This is a genomic window from Streptomyces sp. MBT53 (genome assembly GCF_016654115.1).
Taxonomy (GTDB): domain Bacteria; phylum Actinomycetota; class Actinomycetes; order Streptomycetales; family Streptomycetaceae; genus Streptomyces.
Genome location: NZ_JAEQAZ010000458.1, coordinates 1 through 3,055 on the forward strand (window position 1 = coordinate 1; position 3,055 = coordinate 3,055).

The following is a 3,055-nucleotide window of genomic DNA, read 5'->3' on the forward strand; positions in this document are numbered from 1 at the left end:
CATGTCGGGGCCGCCGATCAGCGCGCCCGCGGCGATGGGGCCGACGAGTTGGCCGAGGGACGCGCCGATCGTGAAGTGGCCGAAGTTGCGGTCCTGTTCGTGCGGGGCGGACTGGCGGGCGACCAGCGACTGGGCGCCGATCACGAAGCAGAGGTGGCCCAGGCCCATCACGCCGCTCCACATCGCCATCGCCCACAGGGAGTTGGCAAGTCCGCTCAGTGCGCAGCCGCCGGAGATCAGGAGCACGCCGACGGGCAGCAGGGGTGCGCAGCGGCCGTGGTCGGTACGGCGGCCGAGCGGTACGGCGGCGAACAGCGGGAGCAGCGCGTACACGCCCGCGATGACACCGATCGCCCGCTCGTCCGCGCCGAGAGCGAGGGCCCGGTAGGAGACCGCCGGGCGGGCCATCGACACCGCCCCCTGCGCGAAGCCGAAGGCGATGACGAGGCGGAGCAGCCAGCCGCGGTTCCTGCCGGACGCCATGGTGAAGTCCCTTGTCGTGTGAGTCAGATGATGCCGAACAGGATTCCTGCCCCGAGGACGACGAGCGATGTCAGGGCCGCCCACTTGACCACGAATCGTGTGTGGTCGCCGAACTCCACCTTGGCCATGCCGACCAGGACGTACACGGCGGGCACCAGCGGGCTCGACATGTGCAGGGGCTGGCCGACGAGGGAGGCGCGGGCGATCTCCAGGGACGAGACGCCGTGCGCCTGACCCGCCTCCGCGAGCACCGGGAGGATGCCGAAGTAGAAGCCGTCGTTCGACATGAAGTACGTGAGCGGGATGCTGAGCACGCCGGTGACGAAGGCCATGTGCGGGCCCATCCCGTCGGGGATGTTGTCGACGAGCCAGGTCGCCATGTGGTCGACCATGCCGGTGCCCTGGAGGACGCCGGTGAAGACGGCGGCGGCGAAGACCATGCCGGAGACGTTGAGGACGTTCTCCGCGTGGGCGCCGAGGCGGGCCTTCTGGTCGGGCATGTGCGGGAAGTTGACGGTGAGGGCCATCGCCGCGCCGAGCAGGAAGAGGACCGGGATCGGCAGCCACTCCATGATCATGGCGGTGAGCAGGGTGACCGTGAGCAGTGCGTTGAACCAGTAGAGCCTGGGGCGCAGGGTCGGGCGGTTGGGGTCGAGGCCGCGGAAACCGTCGTCCTCGTCGGGGAGTTCGGCGTCGGCGTCCGTGCCGGAGCCCGAACCGCCGGTGGCTTCACGGTCGTTGCCGATGCCCGAGGCGCCGGCGCCCTTGCCCGAGCCGGCTCCCACGAGAACCGTCTCCGACTCGGCCGGCTCCTCGACCAGCACCTCGTCCAGCGTCAGCACGCCGAGCCGCTTGCGTTCGCGGCGGCCGAGGACGTAGGCGAGGACGAGGACGCCCAGCAGGCCCACGGCGAGGGCCGGGATCATCGGGACGAAGATGTCGCTGGCGTTGAGCTTGAGGGCGGTGGCGGCGCGGGCGGTCGGGCCGCCCCAAGGGAGCGTGTTCATCACGCCGTTGGCCATCGCGGCGACACCGGTCATCACGACCAGGCTCATCTTCAGGCGTTTGTACAGCGGGTACATCGCCGAGACGGTGATCATGAAGGTGGTCGAGCCGTCGCCGTCCAGCGAGACGATCGCGGCGAGGAGCGCGGTGCCGACCACGATCCGCAGGGGATCCGCCTTGCAGAACTTCAGGATCCCCCGGACGATCGGGTCGAAGAGACCGACGTCGATCATCACACCGAAGTAGACGATCGCGAACATGAGCATCGCCGCGGTGGGCGCGAGGCTGGTGACGCCGTCGATGACGTAGTCGCCGAGCTTGGCGCCCTTTCCGACGAAGACGCAGAACAGCGCGGGTATCAGGACGAGCGCCGCGATCGGCGACATCTTCTTCAGCATGATCAGGACCAGGAAGGTCGCGATCATGGTGAAGCCGAGGATGGTCAGCATGAGTGGAACACCTAACGTTCGCCTTTGAACTCCCACCAGGGGCGGCGGTCCGACGACGTTAGGTCGCGCAAAGCGGCGTTAACAAGATGTTGACGCGCGAGCAATAAGCGCAAAACTCCAGGTCACAGCGGTGCGGTCAGGGCGGCGACCTCCACGGGCACTCCGTTGAGCACCGCGTTGCCCGACAGCGGGTCGAGGAGACTGCCGTCGAGCAGCTGGTTCACGTTGACGCCCGGATCGGTCGCGGCATGGTTCAGCCGGGTGCCGGGCCGGTCGTGTCCCCAGCCGTGCGGAAGGCTCACCACACCCCTTCGCAGACCGTCGGTGATCTCCGCGGGAGCGGTCACCTCTCCCCCGGCGCCCTTCACCCGGACCGGCGCTCCGTCGACCACGCCGAGCCGCTCGGCGTCCTCGGGGTGGATGTGCAGGGTGCAGCGGTTCGTGCCGCCAGTGAGGGCGGGGACGTTGTGCATCCAGCTGTTGTTGGAGCGGAGATGGCGGCGGCCGACGAGGACGAGCCCGTCCGCCCGCTCGCTCATGGCCTGCCGGAGCCGGGGCAGGTCGTCGACGATCGGCTGCGGCAGCAGCTCGACCTTGCCGCTGCGGGTCCGCAGCGGCTGCGGCAGCCGGGAGGCGAGCGGGCCCAGGTCGATGCCGTGCGGATGCGCGAGCAGCTGTTGAAGGGACAGTCCCTCCGGTCGTACGCCGAAGCCGTCGCCGTAGGGGCCGAGGCGCAGCATCATGTCGAGCCGGCGCTCGGGACCGGTGTCGCCGGTGAGTCGGTCGGCGATCTCGCGCGGATCGCGGCCGTGGACGGGCGAGTTGGGATCGGTGACGGCCTTGCCGAGGGTCTGGTCGATGACCATCGTGTCGACGGCGGCGGGGTCGGCGCCGTGCATGCCGGACGCGGCGAGGATCAGCCGGGCCAGGATCTCGGTCTCGGCCATCCGGCCGGGCTCCAGCGGGATCGCGGGGCGGGAGTAGCGGACCTGGTTGCGGACGGCGAGGGTGTTGAACGCGAAGTCGTGGTGCGGGCTCTGGGAGGGCGGGGGCGGCGGAAGGACGACGTCGGCGTGGCGTGCGGTCTCGTTGAGGTAGGGGTCGACGCTGACCATGAA

General features: G+C 69.7%; 3 protein-coding genes. All 3 read right to left on the bottom strand.

Translation table 11 applies throughout. The features are described from left to right. A partial coding sequence (locus JHN45_RS52175; protein ID WP_201056541.1) for an MFS transporter occupies nucleotides 1-483 on the bottom strand: 483 nt, incomplete at its 3' end. A 23-nt stretch (nucleotides 484-506) separates the two neighbouring features. Beyond that, nucleotides 507-1,937 (bottom strand): CitMHS family transporter, encoded by a 1,431-nt coding sequence (locus JHN45_RS52180; protein ID WP_200717406.1) that lies wholly within the window; start codon nucleotides 1,935-1,937, stop codon nucleotides 507-509. A 122-nt stretch (nucleotides 1,938-2,059) separates the two neighbouring features. Further along, the coding region (locus JHN45_RS52185; protein ID WP_201056542.1) for a molybdopterin dinucleotide binding domain-containing protein at nucleotides 2,060-3,055 on the bottom strand (996 nt) is incomplete at its 5' end.

Excerpts from the sequence above, each read along its gene's own strand:
- JHN45_RS52180 (WP_200717406.1), bottom strand. The coding sequence starts at position 1,937 with ATGCTGACCATCCTCGGCTTCACCATGATCGCGACCTTCCTGGTCCTG.